Origin of the sequence: Amycolatopsis nivea (assembly GCF_004522235.1) — a bacterium.
In the GTDB taxonomy this organism is placed as follows: Bacteria; Actinomycetota; Actinomycetes; order Mycobacteriales; family Pseudonocardiaceae; genus Amycolatopsis; species Amycolatopsis nivea.
Map to the genome: position 1 here is coordinate 155,492 of NZ_SDLT01000009.1, position 25,670 is coordinate 181,161.

The 25,670-nt window shown below is 70.6% G+C and carries 21 protein-coding genes; 11 read left to right on the forward strand and 10 right to left on the reverse strand.

What is annotated here, in order from left to right:
* The first annotated feature begins 6 nt into the window (after nucleotides 1–6).
* Together EIZ44_RS13555 and EIZ44_RS13560 are read left to right on the forward strand one after the other, a co-directional pair.
* A complete protein-coding gene (locus EIZ44_RS13555; protein WP_134664934.1) occupies nucleotides 7–795 on the forward strand; it encodes a molybdenum cofactor biosynthesis F family protein in 789 nt (262 codons plus the stop codon).
* Between the two features lie 3 nt (nucleotides 796–798).
* A complete protein-coding gene (locus EIZ44_RS13560; RefSeq protein ID WP_134728873.1) occupies nucleotides 799–2,409 on the forward strand; it encodes an amidohydrolase in 1,611 nt (536 codons plus the stop codon).
* A 24-nt stretch (nucleotides 2,410–2,433) separates the two neighbouring features.
* Here EIZ44_RS13560 and EIZ44_RS13565 read toward each other — a convergent pair whose 3' ends face one another.
* Both EIZ44_RS13565 and EIZ44_RS13570 read right to left on the reverse strand, forming a co-directional pair.
* Nucleotides 2,434–3,909: a hypothetical protein gene (locus tag EIZ44_RS13565; RefSeq protein ID WP_134728875.1), complete on the reverse strand. Its 1,476-nt coding sequence runs from the start codon at nucleotides 3,907–3,909 to the stop codon at nucleotides 2,434–2,436.
* 30 nt (nucleotides 3,910–3,939) lie between these two features.
* A complete protein-coding gene (locus tag EIZ44_RS13570; protein ID WP_134728877.1) occupies nucleotides 3,940–5,379 on the reverse strand; it encodes a GMC family oxidoreductase in 1,440 nt (479 codons plus the stop codon).
* A gap of 141 nt (nucleotides 5,380–5,520) precedes the next feature.
* On the opposite strand from EIZ44_RS13570, the gene EIZ44_RS13575 reads away from it, so the two are divergent.
* Nucleotides 5,521–6,957, forward strand: a complete 1,437-nt coding sequence (locus EIZ44_RS13575; protein WP_037817773.1) for an aldehyde dehydrogenase family protein — start codon at nucleotides 5,521–5,523, stop codon at nucleotides 6,955–6,957.
* A 45-nt stretch (nucleotides 6,958–7,002) separates the two neighbouring features.
* Here EIZ44_RS13575 and EIZ44_RS13580 read toward each other — a convergent pair whose 3' ends face one another.
* From EIZ44_RS13580 to EIZ44_RS13600, 5 genes are all read right to left on the reverse strand, one after another.
* Entirely contained in the window at nucleotides 7,003–7,977 is a 975-nt protein-coding gene (locus tag EIZ44_RS13580; RefSeq protein ID WP_134728879.1) for an alpha/beta hydrolase, read from the reverse strand.
* Entirely contained in the window at nucleotides 7,974–9,254 is a 1,281-nt protein-coding gene (locus tag EIZ44_RS13585) for a hypothetical protein (RefSeq protein WP_134728881.1), read from the reverse strand. The genes EIZ44_RS13580 and EIZ44_RS13585 overlap by 4 nt, the downstream gene beginning before the upstream one ends.
* Nucleotides 9,251–12,979, reverse strand: coding sequence for a serine/threonine-protein kinase (locus EIZ44_RS13590; protein WP_134728883.1), 3,729 nt, complete (start codon nucleotides 12,977–12,979; stop codon nucleotides 9,251–9,253). Before EIZ44_RS13590 ends, EIZ44_RS13585 begins: the two co-directional genes overlap by 4 nt.
* A 60-nt stretch (nucleotides 12,980–13,039) precedes the next feature.
* Nucleotides 13,040–14,395: a serine hydrolase domain-containing protein gene (locus EIZ44_RS13595; RefSeq protein WP_134728885.1), complete on the reverse strand. Its 1,356-nt coding sequence runs from the start codon at nucleotides 14,393–14,395 to the stop codon at nucleotides 13,040–13,042.
* 87 nt (nucleotides 14,396–14,482) lie between these two features.
* Nucleotides 14,483–15,670 carry an amidohydrolase gene (locus EIZ44_RS13600; RefSeq protein WP_134728887.1) on the reverse strand — a complete coding sequence of 396 codons (1,188 nt, stop codon included), beginning with the start codon at nucleotides 15,668–15,670 and terminating at the stop codon, nucleotides 14,483–14,485.
* A gap of 152 nt (nucleotides 15,671–15,822) precedes the next feature.
* Between EIZ44_RS13600 and EIZ44_RS13605 the strand changes: the two genes are divergently transcribed.
* Together EIZ44_RS13605 and EIZ44_RS13610 are read left to right on the forward strand one after the other, a co-directional pair.
* The gene (locus EIZ44_RS13605) at nucleotides 15,823–16,692 is read left to right on the forward strand and encodes an oxidoreductase (protein WP_037817769.1); all 870 of its coding nucleotides are present in this window, start codon (nucleotides 15,823–15,825) and stop codon (nucleotides 16,690–16,692) included.
* Nucleotides 16,693–16,901: 209 nt separating this feature from the next.
* Entirely contained in the window at nucleotides 16,902–17,453 is a 552-nt protein-coding gene (locus EIZ44_RS13610; protein ID WP_134728889.1) for an HAD family acid phosphatase, read from the forward strand.
* Between the two features lie 39 nt (nucleotides 17,454–17,492).
* On the opposite strand, the gene EIZ44_RS13615 is transcribed toward EIZ44_RS13610, so the two are convergent.
* The gene (locus tag EIZ44_RS13615; RefSeq protein ID WP_134728891.1) at nucleotides 17,493–18,227 is read right to left on the reverse strand and encodes an SDR family oxidoreductase; all 735 of its coding nucleotides are present in this window, start codon (nucleotides 18,225–18,227) and stop codon (nucleotides 17,493–17,495) included.
* 134 nt (nucleotides 18,228–18,361) lie between these two features.
* Here EIZ44_RS13615 and EIZ44_RS13620 point away from each other — a divergent pair, with 134 nt between their 5' ends.
* The 4 genes from EIZ44_RS13620 (at nucleotide 18,362) to EIZ44_RS13635 (ending at nucleotide 21,100) form a co-directional block, all read left to right on the forward strand.
* Nucleotides 18,362–19,228 (forward strand): RNA polymerase sigma-70 factor, encoded by an 867-nt coding sequence (locus tag EIZ44_RS13620; protein ID WP_134664956.1) that lies wholly within the window; start codon nucleotides 18,362–18,364, stop codon nucleotides 19,226–19,228.
* Between the two features lie 20 nt (nucleotides 19,229–19,248).
* Nucleotides 19,249–19,611, forward strand: a complete 363-nt coding sequence (locus EIZ44_RS13625) for a DUF5313 family protein (RefSeq protein ID WP_037817763.1) — start codon at nucleotides 19,249–19,251, stop codon at nucleotides 19,609–19,611.
* Between the two features lie 34 nt (nucleotides 19,612–19,645).
* Nucleotides 19,646–19,909 (forward strand): metalloregulator ArsR/SmtB family transcription factor, encoded by a 264-nt coding sequence (locus EIZ44_RS13630; RefSeq protein WP_240691287.1) that lies wholly within the window; start codon nucleotides 19,646–19,648, stop codon nucleotides 19,907–19,909.
* A gap of 393 nt (nucleotides 19,910–20,302) precedes the next feature.
* Nucleotides 20,303–21,100, forward strand: a complete 798-nt coding sequence (locus EIZ44_RS13635) for a sigma-70 family RNA polymerase sigma factor (protein ID WP_134728893.1) — start codon at nucleotides 20,303–20,305, stop codon at nucleotides 21,098–21,100.
* Nucleotides 21,101–21,144: 44 nt separating this feature from the next.
* Here EIZ44_RS13635 and EIZ44_RS13640 read toward each other — a convergent pair whose 3' ends face one another.
* Entirely contained in the window at nucleotides 21,145–21,867 is a 723-nt protein-coding gene (locus EIZ44_RS13640) for a TetR/AcrR family transcriptional regulator (protein ID WP_134728895.1), read from the reverse strand.
* Between the two features lie 51 nt (nucleotides 21,868–21,918).
* On the opposite strand from EIZ44_RS13640, the gene EIZ44_RS13645 reads away from it, so the two are divergent.
* Together EIZ44_RS13645 and EIZ44_RS13650 are read left to right on the forward strand one after the other, a co-directional pair.
* Nucleotides 21,919–23,349 (forward strand): MFS transporter, encoded by a 1,431-nt coding sequence (locus tag EIZ44_RS13645; RefSeq protein ID WP_240691288.1) that lies wholly within the window; start codon nucleotides 21,919–21,921, stop codon nucleotides 23,347–23,349.
* Nucleotides 23,350–23,362: 13 nt separating this feature from the next.
* Entirely contained in the window at nucleotides 23,363–24,169 is an 807-nt protein-coding gene (locus EIZ44_RS13650) for an SDR family NAD(P)-dependent oxidoreductase (protein ID WP_134728897.1), read from the forward strand.
* Here EIZ44_RS13650 and EIZ44_RS13655 read toward each other — a convergent pair.
* Nucleotides 24,163–25,530 carry an IniB N-terminal domain-containing protein gene (locus EIZ44_RS13655; protein WP_205673136.1) on the reverse strand — a complete coding sequence of 456 codons (1,368 nt, stop codon included), beginning with the start codon at nucleotides 25,528–25,530 and terminating at the stop codon, nucleotides 24,163–24,165. The genes EIZ44_RS13650 and EIZ44_RS13655 overlap by 7 nt on opposite strands.
* Nucleotides 25,531–25,670: the final 140 nt, after the last annotated feature.

Here is a 25,670-nt window from a genome sequence, read left to right on the forward strand (position 1 = left end):
GGCTCCATGCCCGCGACCAATCTGTCCGACACCTCCACCTGGCTCCCGCTCGACGGGCTCGCCCCCGGCTTCGACGCCAACAAAGCGGCCACTGTGGACGATCTCGACAACCAGTCGTTCACTTTGGACTGTGCCGACGGCGGCACGTTCTCGATCAGCTTCACCGGCGGCCGCGCGTCGTGGAACGAGGACGGCGCCACCGGCGAGACCGCTTCCGAGACGTTCCTCGTCGACGCCGGACTGTTCTACGTGCAGTTCCACCCCGGCGCGGAAACCTCGTACAGCCTGCTGCTGGACGTGCGCCAGGGCCGCGCACTGGTCGTCACGAGCACGATCGGCGACGGACTTCCCCGCGTGACGCAACGGTTCCGTCCCGCGACCATCCAGGGCCGCGAGGCGCACGGCGAGGAAATCGCGCCCAGCACCGCGCTGATCGGCCGCCGCGTGCAATGGGTCTACAGCGAAGAGCACGCGTACGAGCACGTTTACCTCACCCCGCACTGGTACACCTGGCAGTGCCTTTCCGGCCCGGAGCGCGGCCTCGCCGACACCGACGAGAACTCCGTCTACCAGATCCGGCCCGGGATCTACGTGTTCACCTGGCGCGAGAAGGTCATCCCGTGCGCGTCGGTGACCGTGGCCGACCACCGGAACGTGCGGGAACTGCGGTCGCACGGTTCGCTGTTCGGACTGGGCGAGGACGGCAAGTCGCCGACGCACTTCACCTTCGGCGCGTACGGCCGGCTGCTCAGCAACACTGTTTATTCGCCGGACTACGACCCCGCTGGACAGTGACCCGTGGCGCCTGAACTGCTCCTCACCAACGCCACTGTGTACACAGTGGACGAAGATCGGCCGTGGGCGGCCTCGCTCGCGGTGGAAAACGGCCGGGTGAGCACCGCCGAGGCCGGTCCGGACACCGAGGTCGTCGATCTCGGCGGCGCGTTCGTGCTGCCGGGTTTCGTGGACGTGCACAGCCACCACGCCCTCGCCGGGCGGGAATTGTTCGAGCTGCGCCTGGAAAGCGGCGCGGGACTGGACGAAATCCTCGCCGCGGTCAGGGAATGGTCGGCCGGGCTCGGTCCGGACGAATGGGTCGTCGGCGGCGCCTGGCCGTCCACTTTGGCCCCTGAACTCGGCCACGAGTCCGTGCGGCGGGCACTGGACGAGGCGGCGGGCGGCCGTCCGGTGGTGCTGATCGAGGACAGCAGGCACAACCGGTGGGCGAGCAGCCGGGCGCTGGAACTGGCCGGGATCACCGCGGCCACTCCGGACCCGACCGGCGGGACGATCCACCGCGACCTCGACAGCGGCGCGCCGACCGGTCTGCTGATCGAGAGCGCGGGCTTGGCGGTGGAGCGGGCGATGCGGGACACGCGCACGCTCACCGCCGAACAGCACGCCGAAGCGTCGCGGCGGGCGATCGCGATCCTGCACTCGTACGGCATCACCGCGTTCCAGGACGCCGGGGCCACCCTCGACATCCTCACCGCGTTGAAGACGCTGGACGACGCGGGCGAACTGGCCGCGTGGGTGGTGTCGTCGATGTTGGTCAACGACCCGATCTTCGGCGCGGACCCGATCGGCGAACCACTGCTCGACCGCGCCGCAGCGTACCGCAGCGAGCACCACCGGCCGGACTTCGTGAAGATCTTCCTCGACGGCACCCCGCCCGCGCACACCGCGGCGTTCCTCGAGCCGTACCTGCACCACGAGTGTTTTTGCGGCGACACCACGATGCCGCCGGAGGAACTCGCGAAGTGGCTGGACGTCGCCGTCGCGGCCGGGCTTTCGGCAAAGATCCACTGCGCGGGCGACGCTGCCGTCCGGGCCACCTTGGACGCTGCCGGAAACCTCCGCGCCCGCGGCGACTACACGACGAAAATCCAAGTGGCGCACGGACAGTTCATCCACCCGGACGACCTGGAGCGGTTCGCGACGCTCAACGTGTCGGCGGACATCTCGCCGTTCCTCTGGGTGCCCGGCGTGATCCCGGACGCCATCGCCCAGGTGATCCCCGCCGAACGCGCGGCGCGCATGCAGCCGAACCGGACGCTGCTGGACACCGGCGCACTGGTCGCCGGGGGTTCGGACTGGCCGGTGAGCGAATCCCCGAACGCCTGGGAAGGCATCGAGGGCCTGATCACGCGGCAGGACCCGTACGGCAAACACCCGGGGAGCCTGTGGCCGGAGCAGGCGATCACACTGGCCGAGGCGATCCAGGTGTTCACGCTGAACTCAGCCCGCGCGTGCGGACTGGACGACGTGACGGGGTCGCTGACGCCGGGGAAGTCGGCGGATTTCGTGGTGCTGGACCAGGATCCGTTCAAGACCCCGGCAAACGAACTGGCCGGGATCACGGTGCGGGAGACGTGGTTCGGGGGGAAGCGGGTTTTCGCGCGGGACTAGGGCTCGGGCGTGGTTGTCCCGGTCCTAACCGGGATAACCACGCACAAAGTCCTCCACCGTCTCGCCGCTCTCCCCTTGCACCAGCAGTACCAGGCGCGCGGGTACGCCTGCCGCGGCGTAGGCGGCCAGCCGGTGGTGTCCGTCAAGGACGACGCCCAGCACGAACCGTTCCGGCCACTCGGCGCTGATGTACCTGTCCTCCGCCCAGGCCAGCAGCAACGCCGCCGGACGCTCGCCGCGGGCGATGGCTTCGGCGTACCGGCCGACTGTCACCGGGTCCAGCGCGTCCAGCGGTTGCGACGGAACCACGCTGCCGTACGCCGGCATCTCGCCGGGAATCGCCCGCGGGACTTGGAAATGCTCGATGCCCGGCCAGTCGGGGTCCCCCTCCCACGCACTGCGCGTCTCGCTTCTGCGCAGCCACCACCACGACTGCTCCGCCGTCCGTACTCGTTCCAGCGGCAGATCGGCCAAGAGCATCCGGTAGTGCCCAGTCTCCAGCTCCTGCAGCAGCGGTTCCAGCGCGCGCACGGTCGCGGTGGTGAGTTCCCGCAGCCCAGCGAGGACTTCCCGTACCTGGTCGGCGCCGGCCAGCGCTTCGGCGGGACCGAAGCCGAGCAGGTGCAGCGTGGTTTCGCAGGTCTCGCACCCGGAGCCGACGCCAAAACGCGCCCGATCCCCGATGTACAGCGTCTGATCCCAGCGCGGCCACGTCGGTCCCGGCGACGGCGCGTCGAACTCGACGCGCACCCAGGCCCGGCCTTCGTCGACGGAAAACCGCAGTGCGGAAGGAGAATCGGGGACCACGTCGCGCACCTCGGGGACTGGCCCGGCGGTGCGGTCGAGCGCGGCCCAAACCCGGCGGATATCGTCGGGCGCGGGCAGCAACGGAGACCGTCCAGTGAGCCGGACCAGTGCCCGGTGGACGTCCCAGGCAGGCTGCTCCGGGCCGTTCGCCAGCCAGTCGAGCAGCACCGGGACGGCGGCCGGGTCGCCCATTTCCTCCAGCGCGACCGCCAAGAAGGTGTGCACGAGCCCGGCGGACGCGAAAAGCCGCCGGGCGATCGGCACCGTCCATTCGCGCGCACCGATCCGGGCAAGTGCGAGCGCCGCCCGGCCGCACAGATCGTCGTCCTTCAGCAGCGTACCGAGCGCTTTCGCCCGCCGCCGGGCGCCGGACAACCCCGCCGCGTCGATGACCGGCGGCTGATATCCCAGTTCCTTGATCAGCTGATCCAGCACGGGTTCGGGCACCGGCAGGCCTCGCCGCACCACCTCCTCGAGCAGCCTGGCCGTGCGGAGCCGGGTCAGCAGATCGAGCAAGACCGGATCGCTGTCCGTCCCGAGCAGGTACAGCAGGTAATGGAGGTGCCGCCGCTGGTCGTCGTTCGCCGCCGGGTACAGCTCGCCCGCGCGCACAGCCAACGCGGCCCGTTCCGAAGACGGGCCGGCAGCCAAAACGTCGAGCTTCGAATAGTCGGCGGCGAGAAGATCATCCACCCGACAAGCCTTCTGACGCCCGCGCGCGATTTACGCCAGCAGAAACTCCGCCACCCGCTCCCCCATCAGCACCGCGGGTGCGTTCGTGTTCCCGCTGATCACCCGCGGCAGCACCGAAGCGTCCGCGACCCTCAGCCCGGACACTCCGCGCACCGCCAGCGCCGGATCAGTCACCGCCAGCTCGTCGGTTCCCATCCGGCACGTGCCCACCTGGTGGTGATACGTGATCGCCGTTCGCCGGACGTACTCCCGGATATCCGCCGGTCCCGGGTACAGCTCCCGCGCGCCCCATTCCTCGGCCAGTGCCGGGGCGCCTCCGATCAACCGGCACTGTTCCACCGACGCGACCAGGCTTTCGAAGTCCGCCGGGTGTGCCAGCGCGGCCAGGTCGATCAGCGGCATCTCGGCCGGATCCGTGCTGCGCAGCCGCAGCGTTCCCCGGCTGTGCGGCGTGATCATGCCCGCCATCAGCGAGAACCCGGTCGCCGGACCGGTCATCCACGGTTCGTACATCGGCACGCTGAAGTGGATCGGCTGCGTGTCCGGCACCGCCAGGCCCGGGCGGCTGCGCCAGAACAGATGCGTCTGCGTCACCGAAAGCCCGGTCTGCGGCGGCGCGACCGCGCGCCGGTCGGTGGCGAAGATGACCGGCGACAGCAGGTGATCGTGCAGGTTCTCGCCGACCCCTGGCAGATCCGCGACGACGTCCAAGCCCAGCGCCGCGACGTCGTCAGCCGGGCCGATTCCGCTGCGCAGCAGGATCGCCGGGGACGCGAGGGCACCGGCGGCGAGCACGACTTGGTCGGCGAACCGCGACTCCAGTTTGCCGTCGACCTCCGCCAGCACGCCGATGCAGCGGTCGCCCTCGAAAAGCACGCGATGCACCAGCGCGCCAGTGTGGACGGTCATCTGGCTGGCGACCGGTTCGGCGTAGCAGAGCCAGGTGTTGCGCCGCCGTCCGCCGGACATGGTGACTTGCTGCACGGAGACGCCGTCGAGGGTGCCGCCGTTGTAATTGTCGTTGAACGGCAGGCCGATCTCCTGCGCTGCGTCCACAATGGACTGCTGGATCGGCTGCAGCGGATCGTGCTGTTCGAGGTCGAGCAGGTCACGTTCGATCCGCTCGTACACCGGGCGCACGTCGTCCCAGGTCCAGCCGGGCAGGCCCCAGCCGTCGTAGTCCGCCGCCGCGCCGCGGACCCAGATCATCGCGTTCAGCGAATGCGAGCCGCCGAGCACCTTGCCGCGCGGCAGGTGCAGCCTGCGGTTCCCGGCGTGCGGCTGCGGCACCGTGTAGTAGTCCCAGTCCTCGGCGGCGTGCCACAGTTCCCCCGCGCGCGACGGGTCGTGGATCGCCGCGTTCGTGTCCGGTCCGCCCGCCTCCAGCAGCGTCACCTTCGCGCCCGCGTCGACCAGCCGCCGGCACACCACCGAGCCCGCCGAACCCGCACCCACCACGATCACGTCCATGTCCTGATCCTGGCCGGTCCCCCGGCCGCGCCCGGAATTGTCTTCACTCGCCGACAACGGGCGTGCCCTCGCGGACAAGACCGCCCGCCCGCCGCGCGCCGATACTCGGGAGCGACCAGAAGACCGGGACTAGGGAGCACCATGGCGACACGCCTGTTCATCGACGGTCAGTGGACCGAGGCCGGCGGGGAGCCCATCCCGACCCGCGATCCGGCCACCGGCACGGTTCTCGAAGACGTCGGGACGGCGACGCGGGCCGACGTCGACGCCGCGGTCGCCGCCGCACGCCGCGCGCTGACCTCGCCGGAGTGGGCCGGGCTCGCGCCGGTGCAGCGCGCGAAACTGCTGTTCCGCCTCGCCGACCTCGTCGACGAGCACCACGAGGAACTCGCCGCGCTGGAAACCCGCGACCAGGGCCAGCCGATCGGCATCTCGCGCCAGGTGAGCGTCACCGGCGCGGCCGAGCACCTGCGGTACTTCGCCGGCTGGGTGACGAAAATCCAGGGCACCACGAACCCGGTTTCGTTCCCCGACACCCTGCACTACACGCGCCGCGAGCCGGTCGGCGTGAACGCGCTGATCACGCCGTGGAACTTCCCGCTGATGATCCTCGTGTGGAAGCTCGCGCCCGCGCTCGCCACCGGCAACACCGTGGTGATCAAGCCGAGCGAGGTCACCCCGCTGACCAGCATCCGGCTGGTACAGCTGGCCGAGCAGGCTGGTATCCCAGCGGGCGTCGTCAACCTGGTCACCGGCGACGGCCCGGTGGGCGCGCTGCTGAGTTCGCACCACGACGTCGACCACGTTTCCTACACCGGTTCCACCGCGGTCGGGAAGCTGATCACGGCGGCGAGCGCGGAGTCCAACCTCAAGCGGCTCACCCTCGAACTCGGCGGCAAGGCCCCGAGCATCATCGCCGCCGACGCCGACCTGGACGCCGCCGTTGCGGGCAACCTCGCCGGCGCGACGCTGAACACCGGGCAGGTCTGCGCGGCGTACACGCGGTTCTACGTCGACCGCAAGCGCGAGCAGGAGTTCGTGGAGAAAATGGCCGCCGGGCTGGCGGGTCTGCAGGTCGGCCCCGGTTTGGAGGAGACGACCCAGGTCGGGCCGCTCGTGTCGGACAAGCACCGCAGGCACGTCGCGAACCTGGTGGCGACCGGCCGTTCCGAAGGCGCGGACCTGATCACCGGCGGCTCGGAAGTCGACCGCGACGGCTACTTCTACCAGCCGACGCTCTTCGCGGGCGTCACCGACTCGATGACGATCATGCGCGAGGAGATCTTCGGCCCGGTGCTGGCGGTGACGCCGTACGACGACCCGGACGAGCTGGTCGCGCGCGCGAACGACACGCAGTACGGCCTCGCCGCGACCGTGTGGACCCGCGACATCCGTACCGCGCAACGCTATGCGGACGGGATTCGCGCGGGCGCGGTGTTCGTGAACATGCCGCCGATCCCGGACATGGCCGCCCCGTGGGGTGGATACAAGGCGTCGGGCTGGGGCCGCGAAATGGGTCCGTGGGCGCTGGACGCGTACACCGAGACGAAGGCCGTTTGGCTGCACTACGGTTACTGAACGCTTTCGGGGCTCGGCGGTCTGCCTCGGACTGCCGAGTCCCGTTCAGCGGGCCAGTTCGGCCAGCGACAGCAGCAAATGCGCCGACTCCGGGTACCAGATGTCCGAATGCGCCCCGGCTGGATTCCACCACCGCCCGCGCCGGAACCGCCACCCCGACTCGACGTTGACGATCCGCCGGTCCATTTCGGACCGTGAGTACTCCGCCGATACCTTGTGCAGCACCGTGTTCGCGACCTCGTCGGCCGGAGCTTTCACCCCGACGTTCCCGATCCCTCGCACGCCCTCCGCCAACCGGTGCCACAACCCGGTCGCCCGGTCAAACCGCGACCGGGTCAGCACGACCGGCCCGTTGATCGGCGCGGCACGCAGCACCGGAGCGAACCGGTTCGTGAAGATGTCCGGCCGCGCCGCCATCTGGAACACCAACAGAGTGTCCACAGTGTACGGATAACGCGGGTCAGCCCGATCCCACCCGAGAACCGGCGGACCGTCGCCCGCCGCCGCCTGCACCGCTTCCACGACGAACCGGCCGCCGAAGGAATGGCCGACACAATGCAGGTACTGCCCGGTGACGGTCCGCAAACTCGGCGCGCTGCCGGGCAATTGGCGTTCCGCATTCAGATATCCAAGCAACTGCCCGAGCGCCTCCGCGGCCCGCCCGTCGGTGGTCATCGCATGCGCCCGGTCGCGGATCCGCCGGTACCCGGTCAGGAACGGGTTGCTCATCGACGGCCACCGCACCATGACGTAAAACCCTTGCCACGCACCGAGTCCTTCGTAAGACCCAGCCGCGTGCCGTTCCTCCAGCAGCCCGAAGAACTGCCGCGCCCGCCGGTCCGCCGTCTCCCGGTTGTTCTGCCAGCCGTGCACGAACACGACGATGTCGGTCGCCGTCGCCGGAACCTCCAGCCACCGGGCCAGCAAACGCGGCACCGCCTCGGCGGGCACCGGCTCGCCGGTTTCCGGATCCACGAAATCACCGCGCTCGTCGAGGTCCAGGATCACCGGTTCGGTCACGGTCGCCCTTCCTGCCACAGATGCACGTCGATCCCGCGGTACAGCGAAAACATCAGCCCGAGCGGATTGTGGTGTTCGTCGGCGAACGCCCGCGCCAGCGAGCGCACGATATCGCCCAGTTTCGCGCCCGTATCGATGAATTCGGTGAACAACCGCCGCGAATACTCGCACGCGAACGCGGGCGGCAGGTCGATCTGCGGGCCGATCAGGCAGCGTCCGCCGTTGCCCAGCAACGCTTTGCCGAAGGCCGAGTAGAACGCCGACGTCACCTGTCCGCCCTGGCACGCCCCGATGTACACGAACGGCTTCGTCGGCAGCGGCGCTTCCTCCAGCCACGCGGTCAGATCGGTGCCGTAGATCCGTTCGCCGTCGCCGAGTTTCAGATACGGCTGTTCGATCAGCCCGCCGGATCCGCTTACCTTGCCGTGGCAGCCGAAATACGTGACGTGGTCGGCGAAATCGCGGCTGCGGAAATGCGCGGCGAGCGTTCTCTTGTCCGGCCGCAGCACGACTTCGGCCCGGCCGTGGAAGAAGTCGACCACCGGCGCGATGTAGGGCGTGTCCGGGAATTGCCGGTCCACGCCGTGGTCGACGTTGAGCCCGACGACCGGTTTGCCGCCGTCCACGGTGATCCGCGCGTCGAAGTCGTCGACCCGGGAGAAGGTGTGCTCCACGACGTGCCGGTAGCCCCAGAACCCGGCGAGCGACCAGTTCTCGTCGTCCGGGTACTCGTCCGGCCGCCGCGGCGAGGTGTACAGCATGCCCCACGGCACGATCAGGCTGTCCGATTCGATGCTGATCACGTTCTCGCCCTCGGCGAGCGCCAGTTCCAGCAGCGCCCGGATCCGCTGCAGCCCGCGATCCGGACCGGCGAACAGCAGCCGGTACATCAGGTAGCCGGCGTCCGCGAGCGCGAAACCGGCGCGGCGCAACAGTTCCGGCCGTTGCGACAGGTCCCAGCCGTCGGCGAACGGGTGGCGGCGCGGCCCGCGCTCGGTCCGCTCGGCGACGTCCACGACGTGCCGCTGCCAGGTTTCGCGGAGGATGTCGATCCGGGAGTTCAGCTCGCCGAGACTGTGCGCGATCCGGCCCTGGTACCCGCCGCCGCCGTCCTCCGGGAACGCGCTGCCCCACGCTTGCGCGAGAAGCCCCGGCACCCCAGGGAACTCAAGGAACCGCAGGTTGACCGTCCGCGCCCGGTTGTACGGCGGCACCGCGACGCGGCTCAGCCCGGCGGTGTTGTCGACGGTCACCTCGGCGCTCAGCTGACGGGTCATGACGGCACCTCCACCGGCAGCGCGGCCGCGATTTCCAGGAGCAGCTGGGCGTCGTGCTCGCGGTAGATCCGGAACACCAGCCGCAGCGGCCCCGGCGCGACCGGGACGACGTCGAACTCCGCCGGCTCGCGCAGCCGGTCGCCGGTGATCCAGCCGACCCGCGACATCGGCTGGGCCGCCCCGGGCGCGGCGTCGAGCAGCACCCGGACGCGCACGACACCAGCCGGCGCGCTCGCGGGTTCCTTGCGCCGCACCGAAACCGCGACCCGCACCGCCCGCCCGACAACCACCGGATCGTCAGACCGGCATTCGACGGTCGCCTCCAGCAGGCCCGGTCCCGGCGGCGGGCCGTCGTCCGGCGGTCTCGCGTCCGGCGGCCGTCTGCCCGCCCAGAGCACCCGCCGGGAGGAGAACGGCGGCAGCCCCGAAACCTCGCCCGGCACGGGATACCCGGTCCGGCCGGTGCGCCAGGTAGCGGGCCGCGAATCCGCCCGGCGGGAATCCACGCGCCGGGAATCCACCCGACGGGAGTCGACGCGCCGGGAATCGACCCGGCGCGAGTCAATCCGGCGCGAGTCGACCCGCGCGCTGAGCACCGTGCCGTAAACCGGCGCTTGCGGCCCTTCGAGCTGGATGTCCTCAACGGGCTTCGCGGCATCAGCAGTGACCGGCGGCGGCAACGTCACCGAAATCCGCTCCGAAAGAAACTCTTCCCCAGCCAGCGGTCCGTGCAGGCTGACCAGCCCGCTCTCCGCGTCGACGACGTCCACCAGCAACCGCAACCGGCCCAGCACCGCCTCGTTGCCCTGCGCGGTCGCCAACGCCGCCGCCGAACCCAGCGCGTCCAGCGTGGCACTCAGGTTTCCGTTGCGGTACGCGGAAAGCGCGGCATCCACGGCAGCCCCGAGGCCCAGGTGCGGACCGACCGGCGCTTGGGCGAGATGCGCCGGATCATCGGTCAGCCGCACGGAAACGGTCTCCGCCTCCGACTGCACCGAGCCCTGCTGCGCCCACATCGCGACCAGCTGATGGTCCCGCTCGATCGCCAACCCCGACGGCACGAGCAAGCTCAGCGCGTACTCCCTGGTTTCCCCTGCCGTCCACTGCCCGAGATCGAGCCCTTCCTCGCTGATTCGCCGCTGCGGCAAGGGTTTCTGCAACTCTCGCGGAGCCAGCTGGCTGACCCGGTACACCACACAACCCGGCGAATCGCGCACGAACAGCCGCATCGGACCGCCGCCGGAGCCAGCCGTGACCGTCACCTTCACGGTCGTGCTGGAGGTGCGCGACGGCAGGTAACGGGGGTAGTGCACCACGACTTTCGGCTGTGCGGCCGAGACCGGTCGCGGCACCTCGAGGCCGCGCACCCGTCCCGCGTGGTCCCGCAGCGCTGGCCACGCCGGGTTCGCCTGCTCCCAGTAGACCTGCGCGAGGTCGTGCTTCACCTGGCGCAAGTCAGGAAACCGGGTGGCAGCTGCGGGATTCTCGGCGGCCAGCCGCAGCAGCGTTTCCCCGACCACCGCAGTGAGCCGGCTCTGCGCGTCCTCGTCCAGGTTCAGGTCGCCGAGCCGGGACCACGCGGCAGCGGCTTCGTCGAGGCTCGGCAGTTCCGTCTCACCTGGCACGAGCGCGGCGAGCGCCCGCACCGCGCCGATCCGAGCCGCCAAGCCCGACGCCGCGGGTACTTCGTCCAAAGCCGCGGCGGCACCGACCCGATCACCCTGCCCGAGCCGGATCCGGGCAAGCCCGAACGCCGCCGCGACCATGGACCGGTCGCACACCCACACCGCTTCGTAGTAGCGCGCCGCGGCCGCCGCCAACCCTCGCAGTTCGGCGCAGAAACCCAGCGCCAGCAACGGTGCCAGCTCGCCCGGCACCAGCCGCGCGCACTCCCGGTACTGGTTCTCGGCGTCGTCCAGCGAGCCCGCGTCCAGCAGGATCGCAGCGCTGCGCCAGGCCGCCGAGACCTCCTCGGATGCGGTGAAGAGAGCCATGGGCAAGGCGGCCCGCACGTCGTCGTCCCGAAGGCGATCGTCCGCGCGCAACGGCGGTTCCGGCCCCCAGGCTTCCCACTCCGGAACCCCGAGCCCCGCCGCGGCGAGCTCGCGAGGTTCGGCGAACACCCGTGACACGACCGGGCGCGGCACACGCGTGCGCTGGCTGAGCAGCTGCCGCAGCACCCCGCGCAGCTGTTCGGCCATGTCGTAGGCGGTGGCGAACCGGTCCTCGTAACTTGCCGTGGCCCGGTCGATCAGCACCTGCAGCATTTCCCGGCCAAGGCCGCCGTACGACCCGGAACACGCCCGCAGCAGCTCTTCCAGGGTGCGGCCGACCGAGTAGAGATCCGACCGGACGCTGATGCCTTCCCGGTCCAGCTCGGACCGCGGCGGCTGGTAGCCCGGCGTGCCGACGATCGCGCTGTCCCGGTCGTTCTGCCGCCGTACCGAGCCGAGGTCGACGAGCGTGATCCGATCGCCGTCCTGCAACACGTTGTCCGGTTTCACATCGACGTACAGCAATCCCCGAGCGTGCAGGTACCCGACCGCCTCGAGCAGCTGCAGCCCGTATGCGGCGACATGCTCCGGACGCAGCCGCTTCGCGCGCTGGAGGACCGACCGCAGCGAAATGCCGCGCACGTACTCCATCACCAGATACCCACTGGGCCTGCCGGTTTCCGGGTCCGGGTGTTCGACGTGCGCGAGGGTGCGGACGACGTTCGGATGGTCCAGTTCCAGCAGCTGCGGGACGACAGCGGACTGCGCGGCGGCCAGCGCGCCGCCGCGGTCCCGTTCGCCGACCAGGGTTTTGAGCACCACGAACCGGCCGCCTTCGGCCTCGTCGCGGGCGAGGTAGATCCAGCTGAACCCGCCGTGCGCGATGCACCCGAGCACCCGGTACCGGCCGACGACGACCGTGCCCTGTTCCAGCGTCGGCAGGAAGGTGAACGGCGTGCCGCAATGCACGCAGTAGCCGCGCACCCGGCCGGGCCGCCCGGCCTCGCCTCGGCCCACCGGATTGCCGCATTCCCCGCAGAACCGGTGCCGTTCCGGCAGTGCCGCGTCGGGCAGCACAGCTCCGAACGGGTCCGGCGGCGTCGCTTTCGGCAGCGCGACCCGGAGGTCCCCGGGCGCGGGCCGGCTGCCGGTGCGGACGAGGAGTTCGTCGAGCCGGTCCTCGATCACCGAATCGTCGGTCACCCATTCGCGCAGCTGCGGGAAGTACGCCAGCACGGTGTCCGCCGGAACCAGCCGCACCGCGGTGTCGACCACCACGATGCCGAGCAGCCGCCCGGTGGTGCGGTCGAACGCCGGACAGCCGGACAGGTCCGGGTCGACGCCGCCCTCCAGCAGAGTGAGCGGCACCCGTTCGCCGTCGGCCGCACCGGTGGTGGCACGCACCCAAATGCCGTAGCCGAGGCGGAGCGGAAGGCTGTGGATCCGGACTTCCCGCCCGGATCCGACCTTCCGCCGGAGCGTCGCGCCGCCGATCACCGGAGTGTCCAGTTCGAGCAGCGCCAGGTCGCCGCGCGCGCCCGCGAGCGGCGGGACCAGCCCGGCCAGCGCCGCGGAACCCGCCGATCCGACCCGGAAAACGGTTTCGTCGCGGGCCGCCCGGGAGCAGGTCAGGACGTACCGGCCGCCGATCAGCACGCCGGCGCCGAGGAGGCGGCCGTCGGCAGCGTGGATGCGCGTCTGCCCCGTATTCCACCCCAGATCAGCGGCCACGAGGTAAAACCTTACCCGGGAACGGCCTCCGGATCGTTCAGTTCGGGCAAAGCCGTCCGGTCACCCGGCGCGACGGGTCGCCCTCCCCGAATGGACGTATCGCGCGCGGCCCGAACCGTCGTCGCCAAGGAAGACCAGCGGCAGATAGATTCCGCCCTGCGCCTCGCGGAGGATCAGCGTGTCGCCCTCGAGAAAGACCAGTTCGGATTTGCTGGCGGCGCTCAGTTCCGCGGCTGTCCCTTTAGGACGTTGCTCTAGCCAGACCCGGCCGTCGTCGTCCTGGGAGACCACGAGATCGGCGACCGTGCTGGCGTAGGTGCCGAGATACCGGTCGGCGGCGAACGGCTCCGGCTCGGCGGGCGGACGGGGCGGCAGCGACACCTCGACGCCCCCGAATTCCTTGAGCAGCGCCGGAACGAGGTCGGCGTACAGGCTCATCGCGTCGCCGCCGTTGGTCAGCAACGCCACGACGAGGTCGCTTTCCGGCACCAGCCGCAGGAACGCCGCCTGGCCGACGGTGTTGCCGTCGTGGCCGTAAACCTGGCCGGTCGGGGTGTCGAACAGCTCCCAGCCGAGGCCCCAGGCGTCGCCCATGATGCCGAGCGGCGGAAGGCCGACCTGCCGCTGCAGCATGGCCGCGGTGCTCTCCGCGCTCAATACCCCAGCGCCGCCCGCAAGGTGCATGCGGCCGAAGGCGAGCAAATCCGCCGCGGACATCGCGAGCGACGACCCGGCCGGTCCGTTGGACCGCAGCATCGACCAGAACGGCGCGGGCACAAGGTCCGCGCCCGGCTCGGGTTCGAGATGCCCGATCGCGGCACGGAAGCGGATCGCGTCGAGGGCGTTCGGACAGAACTGCTGGAGCTTCAGCGGGGCGGCGAGGTATTCGCGAAGGCAGTCCTCGTAATGCTTGCCGCGCAACACTTCCACCAGCCGCCCGAGGACGACGTACCCGGCGTTGTTGTAGGAGAACAACTCTCCGGGCGGGAACAGCTGGGCGACGCCGTCGAGGGTTTCGACGAACTTCTCCACCGCGTCGTCGCCGGGACCGGTGTCGGTGAAGAGATCGCCCTCGAACCCGGCGGTGTGGCTGAGCAACTGGCGCACGGTGATGGCCGCGTCGCCCAGTTTGAGGCCGGGGAGGTAGTTCCGGACGGGAGCGTCGAGATCGACCAGGCCCTCGTCCGCGAGCTGCAGGACGAGAGTGGCGGTCCACACCTTGGTGATCGAACCGATTTGGAATACCGAATCAGCCGTGGCGGTGACGCCAGTGCCGAGATTCAGCACCCCGGCGGCCGCGGCGGCGGTCTCCTCGCCGACCGCGACCGCGATCACCGCGGCGGGGACTCGGTGGTGGTCCAGCAGCGCGGGAAGGTCCTGCTCCAGCCGCCTGCGGAGAGCGTCGAGCTTGTCCATCCCGGGAAGGTATCGCCGCGGCGGGAGCAAAAGTTCGTCTCAGGATGCGGAAAAATCCGCGCTCGACTGGAGCATCGGACTAACTGCTCAGACGAGCACCTCGCCCTCCCGCGCCACCACCCGGCCACCAGCGATCACCCACGACCGCACCGGCACCCGCATCAACGCGTCCGGCACGTTCTCCGCCGCCACCAGCACCACATCCGCCCGGCAACCCGGCACCAGATCATGCCGCTCCCGGCCCACGAACGACGCCGCCCGCCGCGTCGCCAGCTCCACCGCCGCCGTCAGATCCTCGTCCCTCCGCAAGCCGTGCAAGCGAGCGAAACCGAGCGCGATCTGCAGGATGTCGCCGTCGCCGTACGGGGACCACAGGTCGCGGATCCCGTCCGTGCCGAGGCCGACCGGGATCTCGCGCGCGGACAGCTCAGCCCACGGCAGCGGCGCCACCCGCACCGGCGCGACCGTCGCCAGCGAGATGCCTGCCTCGGCGATCCGGTCGAGCAGCGCCGCCTGTCGCGCCGGGGGAACCTCGCCGAGCGCGAAGCCGTGCGACACGGTGACCTTGCCCTGCAGCCCGGTGCGCACGGTCCGGTCCGCGATCAGCTCGTACTGGAACGCGCCCAGCTCACCGCCGTCGTGCAGGTGGATGTCGAGGCCCACGCCGCGGCGTTCGGCGATCTCGAACAGTCCGTCGAGCTGGCCGACCGGGTCGCGGTCGATGCCCGCCGGGTCGAGGCCGCCGATCCGCCCCGCGCCCGCCGCCGCGGCCTCGTCGAGCAGTTTGAGCACACCCGGCCGCCGCAGCACGCCGTCCTGCGGGAAGGCCACGATCTCGACCTCCACCGCGCCGCCCAGTCGTTCCGCGGCCTCCTGCACGATCTCGATCCCGCGCAGGCCGAGCCCCAGGTCGACGTCCACATGGCTGCGCGCCGCGGTGGTGCCGTGCCGCAGGAATTCGCGCAGCACCGTCTCGGCGATTTCGACGCTCGGGATGCCGAGCGCGTCCCGTTCGGCCCGCTCGTGCGCGATGCGGCCTTCGGTGCTCGCGACGCCGCCATAGGAGACCCACGGCTTGCCCCACCAGCTCTTGTCGACGTGCGCGTGCGAGTTGACGAACCCGGGCAGCGCGAGCAGCCCCGCGCCGTCGATCCGCTCGCCCTCGACCGGGGCGGAACCCGCGGGCCGGACGTCGGAGATGCGGTCGCCGTCGAGGACGAGGTCGGCCGGCTCGCCGCCCCACGGGCGCACGCCGGTCACAGTGAGAGAAGCCATGCTGATGGTATACCAAATTACCGACCGGCTGTCCCGCGAGCCTGGCCCTGACACTCCCAGGACCGAGGGGTACTGGCCGCGCCGCGCGACCGGCCGCACCATGGACGGCAGCCGCGACGGCACCGGCGCGGCGAGGAAAGAAGGGCGGAACATTGACCGACAACCTCCCCGGCGGGACGTTCACGTTGGCCGGGCGCACCGTCGCCCGCCTGGGATACGGCGCGATGCAGCTCGCCGGACCCGGCGTGTTCGGGCCGCCGAGCGACCGCGACGAGGCGCTCGCGGTCCTGCGCACGGCCGTCGAGCTGGGCGTGAACCACATCGACACGGCTGACTTCTACGGGCCGCACGTCACGAACGAACTGCTCCGCGAAGCGCTCGCGCCCTATGACGGGCTGCAGATCGTCACCAAGGTCGGCGCGGTGCGCGACGACCAGGGCGGCTGGATCCACGAGCGTTCGCCCGCGCAATTGCGCGACCAGGTGGAGTCGAACCTGCGCAACCTCGGCGTCGAGGCGCTCGACGTGGTGAACCTGCGCGTCGGCGGCGGACCGGACGGTCACTCGCCGGTGCCGGGTTCGCTGGCCGAGCCGTTCGGCGCGCTCGCCGAAATGCGCCAGGAAGGCAAGATCAAGGAACTCGGCGTGAGCGTGGTCGACGCCGAGCAGGTGGCCGAGGCGCAGTCGATCGCGCCGGTGGTCACCGTGCAGAACTGGTACAACGTGGCGCACCGCGGGGACGAGAAGCTGATCGAATCCCTTGCCGCCCAAGGGATTTCCTACGTCCCGTTCTGGCCTCTCGGCGGGTTCAGCCCGCTGCAGTCCTCGACGCTGGACGACGTCGCCGCCCGGCTCGGCGCCAGCCCGAAGGCGGTCGCGCTGGCCTGGCTGCTGCACCAGTCGCCGAACATCCTGCTGATCCCCGGCACGTCGTCGGTCGCGCACCTGCGCGAGAACGTGGCGGCGGGCGAACTGGAACTGCCCGCGGACGCCTTGGCCGAATTGGACACCATCGCCGGATAACGGCGGATTCGGGGTGATGATTGTCAACCCGCGTCGACAATCATCACCCCGAATCGCGGCGGAAAAATCCCCCGCAGCTCCCGGTGAACGGACCGCGAATTCTCCTCCGCGAACGAAATATTCACCGACGAACGACGGTACACCGGAATCCCCCGCGCGATTAGCGTGCTCGACGGCACTTTCCGCCACGCTAAGGAGAAAACGCGCCGATGAACGTCAAAACCGCCTGCGCCGCCATTCTCGCCGTCGCCGGGCTGATCGCCGCGCCTGCCACCGCCTCGGCCGCGCCAGCCGACTTGCCCAGCTACGACCAATGGCAGGCCGACGTGCGCGAAGCCGTCGATCCGGCCATTCCGTGGCTGACCGACCGGGTCGCGCAGGGCGGGTCCGGGCTGGCGATCGTGCTGGACATCGACAACACGTCGCTGGAAACCGAATACCACCCCGGCGAACCGAACCGGCCGGTGCTCGCGGTCGCGCAATGGGCAGGCGAGCACCACGTGTCCGTCCTCTTCGTGACCGCGCGGACCAGTTCTTCCTCGGCGCGCACGCAGCTGGCCGATGCGGGCTATCCGATCGACGCGATCTGCACCCGCAAATCCGGCGAGCACACCGCGGAAGGCAAGCAACGCTGCCGCGCGGACCTGACCGACCAGGGCTACACAATCACGGCGAACATCGGCAACCGGTCCACCGACCTCGAAGCCGGGGACTACGAAAAAGGCTTCAAACTCCCGGATTACGACGGCCAGCTTTCGTAACTCGCGAGCGGCGATCCCGGCGAGAACCGGGATCGCCGTTCACCGGCCCAGCCACTCCGCCAGCCCGACCCTCCCCCGCCACGCGCCTTCCGCGGGCACCAGGCTGTCCTTGCCCAGCACCGTCCCGAAGTACTTCGCGGCCGGGTCGGTCACCACCTCGCGCGGGTCCTTCCGCGCGGTCAGCACCCGCCGGATCCACTCGTCCATCGGCAGCACGTCCGGTCCGCCGATCTCGACGATCCCGCCGGCCGCAGGCTCGCCCGCGGCCCGCGCGACCGCCACCGCGACGTCCTCCGCCGCGATCGGCTGCGTGCCGCCGTCGGAGAGCCGCACCACGCCGTCGACCGTCGAGGTGTCCGCGATCGCGACCGCGAACTCCAGGAACTGCGTCGCGCGCACGATCGTGTAGTCCAGCCCGCTGTCCTGGATCAGCTTCTCCTGCGCGACCTTCGCCCGCAGGTACCCGGAATCCGGCAGCTCGTCGGCGCCCACGACGGACAGCGCGACGAAATGCCCCACCCCGGCTTCACTCGCCGCCTTGACCAGATTCCCGGTCGAACGCCGGAAGAACTCCATCACGTCGTCGTCCGCGAACGACGGCGAGTTCGACACGTCCACCAGCACGTCGGCACCCCGCAGCGCGCCGGACAGCCCCTCGCCGGTCAAGGCGTTCACGCCGGTGCTCGGCGCGGCGGCGACGACCTCGTGCCCCTCGAGCAGCCCCACGACCTGCGAGCCGATCCGCCCGGTTCCGCCGATGACGACGATCTTCATGCTCGTTCCCTCCGTTCCCGCCGCGGCGGCCGCCGCGAGCGTCGCCAGTCAGGACCGGACAGCGCGCCGATTTGTGACACCCCGGCCCGCTAAGCTCGCGAATGCCCGCCGGAACAGGAAGGAACGCGCCGCCGATGGAGGAAATCGCCGAGGCCGCCTCGGTGTTCGCGCAGGTCCGGCCGCGGCTGTTCGGGATCGCCTACCGGATGCTCGGCAGCGTCGCCGACGCCGAGGACCTCTTGCAGGACGTCTGGCTGCGCTGGCAGACCTGCGACCGTTCGGCCGTCCGCAACCCGGGCGCGTTCCTCGCCACCACCACGACCCGGCTGGCCATCACCGCGAGCCAGACCGCGCGCGCCCGGCACGAAACCTACGTCGGCCCGTGGCTGCCCGAACCCGTCGATACCTCGGCAGACCCGCAGCTCGGCGCCGAGCGGGCCGCCGCGCTCGAGGTCGCCGTGCTGTTCCTGCTGGAAAAGCTCCCTGCGACGGAACGGGCGGCGTACGTGCTGCGCGAGGCGTTCGATTACCCGTACCAGCAGATCGCCGACATCGTGCAGACCACCGAGGTGAGCGCGCGCCAGCTGGTCAGCCGGGCGCGCAAGCACCTCGCCGCGGAACGCCGGGCGCCCGTCGAACCAGCGGAACAGCGGCGGCTGCTCACCGCGTTCGTGGACGCCGCGCGCTCCGGCGACCTGGCGACGCTGGAGAAACTGCTCGCCGAGGACGTCGTCAGCTACTCCGACGGCGGCGGCGCGGTCCGCGCGACGCGGATTCCGGTGGTCGGCGCGGTCACGGTGGCGAAGTACGTCCGCGCGTTCGCCGACCGGTTCTGGGCCGGCGCCGAGGTCCGCTGGAGCGATGCCAACGGCCAGCCCGCGGCGGTGGTGAGCCACGGCGGAACCGTCACCGCGGTGCTCACCGCGACGGCGTCGGAGGAGGGCATCCACCGCGTGTTCTGGCTGATGAACCCGGCCAAGCTCGGGGCGTATCCCGCCTGAGCCCGGGGTACCCGGCGGGGATGAAGCGACCCGGCCCGGTGCGCTGGCTGCACTACGTCTACGGCGGGGTACTCCCCGAGGAGTACCGCGAGTGGGTGCTGTACGACGCGACCGCGAAGACCTGGGTGCTGCGCTTCGCGTTCCGGATCTTCGCCGAGGCGCTGCCTTGGCTGATCGCCGGCTACGTCGTCCTCACCCTGGTCACGCCGATGCCCGCCGGGATGATCGTCGCCGCGCTGCTGATCAGCCTGCTGCTGAGCCTGTTCCTCACCGTCACCAGCGCCGACGAACTCGCCGAGGTCCGGCTCACCAAGCACGGTTTCCCGCCCGGCACCGGGAAAGCGGTCCGCAAACGCCGCGGCGGCGCGTCGACCTGGCCGTGAGCCGGACGCGTAACTGCTGGGTTACGCTTCCGCCGTGGACCTGGCCGCCAGCGCGATCGCCGACCCGGTGCGGCGGGACATCCTGGCGCTTCTGCAACACCAGCGCCTGCCTGCCGGGAAAATCGCCGCGCGCTTCGCCATCAGCCGCCCGGCGGTGTCGCGGCATCTGCGCGTACTGCGGGAAAGCGGGCTGGTGCGCGACGAACTCGTGGGCAGGCAACGGTTTTACGCCCTCGACCCGCGGGGCTTCGCCGAACTCACCGCCTGGCTCACCCAGCTTCTCGCCCCGCCCGCCTGACAGCAGCGGCTCGACCGTCGCGGCGACTGACTGTTTCGGCCACCGACGAATCCGACGCCTGGAGGATGGCACTGCTTTTGGAGTCCCCAGGCGCGACGACGGCACACCGAAGCCGGACTTCGCCGACTACCACCCGGCCACGGCACCCTATTTCACCGAATTGGCCGGAAAACCCTCCTGACCGTCCGTCAATAGTCCACTTCGGACAGTCGGCGGCCGAACGAAATGCCCTTGAACGGCCAGGACTTCCCCGTTCGGCTGACAGCGGCAACCGGCGCGGAATCGCGCGACCGAGTGCCGGATCCTCGGCGGCATATGGAGTACACTGCTGTACCAGTTACTTTCAGTAGTCCCGCGTGACGAGGTGTGGGCCGGTCCGGTGGGAGGTGCACGGTGGACGCGACACTGGGCAGCACGCTGGTCACCGAGGAGGACGAGGACGAGCGCACCGACGCCGAGCTCCTCGCCGCCGTGCGCGCCGGAGATTGCCAGGCCGGCGGGGAATTGTTCCGGCGGCACGTCACGCTGATGCGCCGCGTCGCCGCCGGTTTGGTGCGCCAGCAAGCCGAACGCGACGATCTCGTCGCCGAAGCCTTCGCCCGCGTGCTCAGCACGGTCGCGGCGGGCGGCGGCCCGGAATCGAACGCGCCCGCGTATCTCGTGGCCACCATGCGAAATCTCTTCGCCCGGTGGAGCCGCCACGAAAACCGCATCGATCTCTATGCCACGGTTCCGGAACCCGTAACTCTTGACGGTGGCGCTGACGAACTCGCAGTCATGCGCTCCGAAGACCGGCTGGTGTGGTCGGCGTACCGAACCCTGCCCGGCCGCTGGCGCACGGTGTTGTGGCGGATGTCCGCCGAGGGCAACACCCCGGCGGAACTCGCGCCGGTGCTCGGCGTTTCCCCGAACGGCGTCGCGGTGCTCGCCCGCCGCGCCCGCGAGGGACTGCGGCAGGCGTACCTGCAAGTCCAGGTGCCGGACGCGGAATTGCCGCAGTGCCAAGAAGTCCGCCGCCGGATGGGCGCGTGGCTGCGCGGCACCCTGCCCGCCCGCCGGGCCGGAGTCCTCGCCGGACACCTCGCGGTGTGCGGGCAATGCCACGCGGTCGCCGCCGAACTGGCCGAGGTCAACCGCGAACTGCCCCGGATGACCGGCTGCTGCGACCCGGCGATCCCGGAACCCCGCTAACCCCAGCCGCGCCAAGCAGCCCGCGAGGTTCGTGAGGGGAACCCTCACGCACCTTCCGGCGCCCCGCTTGCCAGATTCTGCGTGATCAGGTTGACCATGAAGGCAAACCGGTCATGCCCGGCACCAGACGTCAGCTCCGCCGCGTACCGCCGGGTGTGCGGGAACTTCTCCTCCGACAGCCCGCTGAACCGCTCCATCAACTCCTCCTGGCTGAGCACCCACTCGCCGCCGTGCTGCTGCCGTTGCTGGACGAGCGACCGCTCCCAGGCGTACGCGGTGACGTAGAGCGTGAGCGAGTCCAGCGCCCACGCGGCGGTCTGCGGTTCGATGCCGCCGGCCAGCAGGATCGCGAAAATCCCTTCGCTGACCCGCAGCGTTTCCAGATGCGTCGGCACCATCGCCAGCGCGGCGCGGGAGACGCCGGGGTACTTCAGGTACAGGTCGCGGATCTGCCCGTAGACGTCCAGGACCTGCTGCCGCCACTTCGCCGGGTCCGGTTCGGGCAGGTCGATCTGCGCGCAGAGCCTGCCGATGAGCAGATCGTCGAGGTCCTCTTTGCTGACGATGTGCGCGTACAGCGAGGACGGTCCGGTGCCGAGCACGGCGGTGACCCGGCGGACGGTCAGCGCGTCGTAGCCCTCGGTGGCGACGACCTGCAGCGCGGCGTCGGTGATCCGGTCGACCGTGATGGGTTCTTTCCGCGGTTTCGGCGGGGCCTCGGCGGACGCGTGCCGGGCGGCGCGGCGCTCTCGGGGGGCAGCGGGCATGCAGTCACTATAGCTTGACACGAACTTAGTTCGTCATTTAGAACTTAGTTCGTGACTACTGAACTTTGTTCGTCAACGCGCGCCGAGCCGCTTCCGCTGGTCCAGGCGTGGCTCGTGCTGGCGGTCGTCGTGATCGCCGATCTGATGGACCTCATCGACACCAGCGTCGCCGCCCTCGCCGGCCCCTCGATCCGCGCTGACCTGGGCGGCGGGCCGATGACCCTGCAGTGGGTGCTGTCGGCCTACACCGCGGCGTTCGCGCTCGGCCTCGTGACGTCCGGCCGCCTCGGCGACCTGCTCGGCAGGCGCAGGCTGTTCCTGCTCGGCATGACCGGCTTCACCCTCGCGTCGCTGGCCTGCGGCCTCGCCCCCGGCCCCGGGTTCCTGATCGGGGCCCGCGTGTTCCAGGGCCTGTTCGGCGCGGCGATGATCCCGCAGGGCATCGCGCTGGTGAAGGTCGTCTTCCCGCCCGATCAGCTGCGCAAAGCCCTGATGCCGTTCGGCCCGATCATGGGCCTGGCCACCGTCGCCGGGCCGATCCTCGCCGGCTGGCTGCTGCACCTGAACCTGTTCGGCAGCGAATGGCGCTCGATTTTCCTGATCAACGTCCCGTTCGGCATCCTCGCCGGACTGCTCGCCCTGCGCGTGCTGCCGCGACACAGCGGCGAGGACCGCGGCGTCCGCCTCGACCTGCGCGGCGTCGGCCTGCTCACCGCCGCGTCAGCGCTGCTCATCGTCCCGCTCATCCAAGGCCGCGAACTCGGCTGGCCTGCTTGGACGTACGTGCTCATGGCCGCCGGTGTCGTCGCCTTCGTCCTCTTCGCCAGGTCGGAACGCCGCAGCAGCCACCCGGTCATCGCGCCGTCCCTGTTCGCCAAGCGCGGTTTCGTGTTCGGACTGCTGATCACCGGCGGGTTTTACGCCTCGCTCAGCGGCTTCGTGCTCGTCGTGAACCTGCTGCTGCAGTCCGGTCTCGGCTGGACGCCCCTGCAATCCGGGTTCGCCCTGCTTCCCTGGGCCGCCGGCACCGCGATCGCGACCCTGCTGTCCGGCGCGGTGCTCGCCGCGAAACTCGGGCGCGCGTCCCTCCACTTAGGACTGGCCATCGCGGTTGTCGGCTTGCTCGCCCTGTGGTGGTCGATCGCGCACTGGGGTGCCGCCATCACCATCTGGCAGCTCGCCCCCGCCCTCTTCGTCACCGGCGCCGGTTCCGGGCTGTTGTTCATCCCGCTGTTCGATTTCATCCTCGGCGACGCGACGCCCGAAGAAGTCGGCAGCGGTTCCGGAATGCTCAACGCCGCCCAGCAATTCGCCGGAGCCATCGGTGTCGCCGTGCTCGGCACGGTCTTCTTCGCCCGTGTCGGACCGGCCGCCGCACCGTCCTGGATCCCTGCCGCTGAACTGGTTTTCGGCCTCTGCGCCGGTCTCTACCTCGGGGCGCTGGCCCTCGTCGGATTCCTCCCGAAACACACCGCCCACTGAAACGAGCGACGCAGTGTCGAAAACCGCCCTGATCACCGGAACCAGCCGCGCAGCCGGCCTCGGTTTCGCCATCGCCCGGCTTCTGGCCGAGCAGGACTACCACGTCGTCCTCACCGCCCGGGACCTCGCCCGCGCCGAATCCCTTGCCGCACAACTCCCGAACGCCACCGCATTGCGGCTCGACCTCGCCGATCTCGCCACCATGACCGCCGCCGCCGATTGGGTGGCCGAAACCTTCGGCCACCTCGACGTGTTGATCAACAATGCCAGCGACGTCGTCGACTTCGCGACGCTGTCCGCACTCGACGTCGATCTGTCCGCCGTCCAGTCCGCATTGAACATCGACGTGCTCGGCCCGTGGCAGTTGACGCAGTTGCTGCTTCCTTCGCTGAAAGCCGCTCCGGCCGCCCGGATCGTCAATGTTTCCAGCGTTTCCGCGCTGCAGATCTCCACCGGGCTCGACCTCGGCGCGAGCCTCCGCGCGCCAGCGCATTCCTTCGCCAAGCACGCGCTGAACACTCTGACTGGCGTACTCGCCTCGGCGCTGCGGGACACCCCGATCCTCGTCAACGCCGTCGATCCGGGAGAAACCGCCACCCATCCCGAACGCGGTGACGAGGACACGGCTCGCCCGGCGAGCGAAAGCGCCCGCAGCGTGGTGTGGGCCGCGACGTTGCCGGCCGGTGCTCCCACCGGCGGCCTCTTCCGGGATCGCGAACTGGTGCTGTCCCTGCTGCCCGGCACAGAAAACACCGCGGGCCCGGACCGTGACCGGTCCGAGCCCGCGGCGGGAAAACCCTTAACGCGCCAGGATCAGTGACCCAGGTGCAGGCTGTCCAGGTGCACGTTGCTCGCGTGCGACTCGAGGCCGCCCGCCACGTCGTGCAGGTGGTTCTGGACCTCGTTGAGCACCGGCGCGGCGTGCGAGGCGTCCGGCAGTTCGCCGGTCGTCGCGTGCTGGGTGCCGGTCTCGACGGCGTCCTGAACGGTGTTCGTGACGTGGTGCGCAGCCGCGTTGACGGCCGGCGCGTGGGCGGTCGCGCCCTCGATGGCGTGGGTCAGCGAACCCGCGTTCGGGGCGGCCGGCAGCGCCGGAGCGTGCGGCAGCTCGCCGACGCCCGGGACCGACGGGGCGGCCGGCAGCGCGCCGACGCCCGGAACCTGCGGCAGCTCGCCCGCGCCCGGCACGGCCGGAAGCGAACCGACACCCGGGACCTGCGGCAGCGAACCGACACCGGGCACCTGCGGCAGCTCGCCCGCACCCGGCACCGCCGGGACGGCCGGGAGGCCCGGAACCGCGCCGGTCGTGTGGTCCAGCGTGCCGGACAGGTCGCCGGCCTGGGTCAGGTCGCCGGTCGCCTGGGTCAGGTCCGCGCGGAGGCTGTCCTCGTGGACGCCGACCGGGGTCGAGCCGATCGCCTCGTTGACGGTGCCCAGCAGGTGCGAGCCGCCCTGGCGGACGTCCTCGACGATGCCGCTGACCGGGCCGCCTACGACCGGGAGCTTGCCGGACTCGGCCACGACGGCCTTCCAGGTCAGCGCGTCGCCGAGGTGGTTGGTGGTCGCGTCCACCGCGGAGCCGACGAGCTTGCCGTCGAAGACGTGCTCGCCCACCGCGTTGACGGTGTTCTGCGTGTCGATCGCGGCGGCGTCGACGATCGGGCCGACGACCGGCACCGAGTGGGTCGCCTCGGCGACGTGGTCCAGCACGCCGGAGACCGCGCCCAGCGCGCCGTGGGTGACGGTGTTCAGGCCGGTCGCGTCCGCGACGTTGCTGACGCCCTCGAAGACCGGGCTGAGGTTCGGCAGGGCGCCGGCGAGACCGCCGAGGCCGTCGCCGACCTGGTGCGCCACCGGCTCGGCGGCGGAGTTCGCCTGGTCGAAGGCACCGCCCAGGTCAGCCGACGGAACGCTCGGCGCGGCGGGCACGCCCGGCACGGCCGGGATGCTCGGCGCGGCCGGGACGCCCGGCACCGCGGGGGCGGCCGGGACGGCGGGAGCGGCGGGCAGCGGGGCGCTGTCCATGACCAGCGGCATGATGTCCTGCACGTCCGAGGGGTTCAGCTCGCCCAGACCGGCGCCGTTCAGCACCCCCTGCGGGTCGGCCTTGTACTCCGCCAGCGACTGCGGGTCGTTCAGCAGGTTCAGCGCGAATTCGTGCAGCGTCTGCACCGGGCCCATAGTTTGTATTCTCCTGTGGTGACAACGGATCGGGGTGGGGTGTCCGAGAAACGGACGAGCCGGCCCCAGAGCCGGCTCCTTTTCCGAACATAGGACGCCGCCGAATGCCCGCCATCGGGGGGTCACCCGGGTTAGCCGGG